The sequence below is a fragment of the Prevotella veroralis DSM 19559 = JCM 6290 genome (assembly GCF_000377625.1).
GTDB classification, from domain to species: Bacteria; Bacteroidota; Bacteroidia; order Bacteroidales; family Bacteroidaceae; genus Prevotella; species Prevotella veroralis.
In genome coordinates this window covers 1-1,186 of sequence record NZ_KB898352.1, presented here as the reverse complement: position 1 = coordinate 1,186, position 1,186 = coordinate 1, and the positions used below count along the sequence as shown (strand labels likewise).

Genomic DNA, 1,186 nt, shown 5'->3' with positions numbered 1-1,186 from the left:
GGACGTCGACCGGCGCACGGGTGAGTAACGCGTATCCAACCTTCCCATAACTAAGGGATAACCTGCCGAAAGGCAGACTAATACCTTATGTAATTCTTAGATGACATCAGAAGAGAATGAAAGATTTATCGGTTATGGATGGGGATGCGTCTGATTAGCTTGTTGGCGGGGTAACAGCCCACCAAGGCGACGATCAGTAGGGGTTCTGAGAGGAAGGTCCCCCACATTGGAACTGAGACACGGTCCAAACTCCTACGGGAGGCAGCAGTGAGGAATATTGGTCAATGGGCGAGAGCCTGAACCAGCCAAGTAGCGTGCAGGAAGACGGCCCTATGGGTTGTAAACTGCTTTTGTATGGGGATAAAGTCAATCACGTGTGATTGTTTGCAGGTACCATACGAATAAGGACCGGCTAATTCCGTGCCAGCAGCCGCGGTAATACGGAAGGTTCGGGCGTTATCCGGATTTATTGGGTTTAAAGGGAGCGTAGGCCGGAGATTAAGTGTGTTGTGAAATGTAGACGCTCAACGTCTGACTTGCAGCGCATACTGGTTTCCTTGAGTACGCACAACGTTGGCGGAATTCGTCGTGTAGCGGTGAAATGCTTAGATATGACGAAGAACTCCGATTGCGAAGGCAGCTGACGGGAGCGCCACTGACGCTTAAGCTCGAAGGTGCGGGTATCGAACAGGATTAGATACCCTGGTAGTCCGCACAGTAAACGATGGATGCCCGCTGTTGGTACCTGGTATCAGCGGCTAAGCGAAAGCATTAAGCATCCCACCTGGGGAGTACGCCGGCAACGGTGAAACTCAAAGGAATTGACGGGGGCCCGCACAAGCGGAGGAACATGTGGTTTAATTCGATGATACGCGAGGAACCTTACCCGGGCTTGAATTGCAGAGGAAGGATTTAGAGATAATGACGCCCTTCGGGGTCTCTGTGAAGGTGCTGCATGGTTGTCGTCAGCTCGTGCCGTGAGGTGTCGGCTTAAGTGCCATAACGAGCGCAACCCCTCTCTTCAGTTGCCATCAGGTAATGCTGGGCACTCTGGAGACACTGCCACCGTAAGGTGTGAGGAAGGTGGGGATGACGTCAAATCAGCACGGCCCTTACGTCCGGGGCTACACACGTGTTACAATGGCCGGTACAGAGGGACGGTGTAATGCAAATTGCATCCAATCTT

Annotated in this window: 1 rRNA gene; it reads left to right on the top strand. The window is 52.4% G+C overall.

From position 1 onward, the window contains the following. A 16S ribosomal RNA gene (locus tag D464_RS0112345) occupies window positions 1–1,186 on the top strand; the annotation flags it as partial.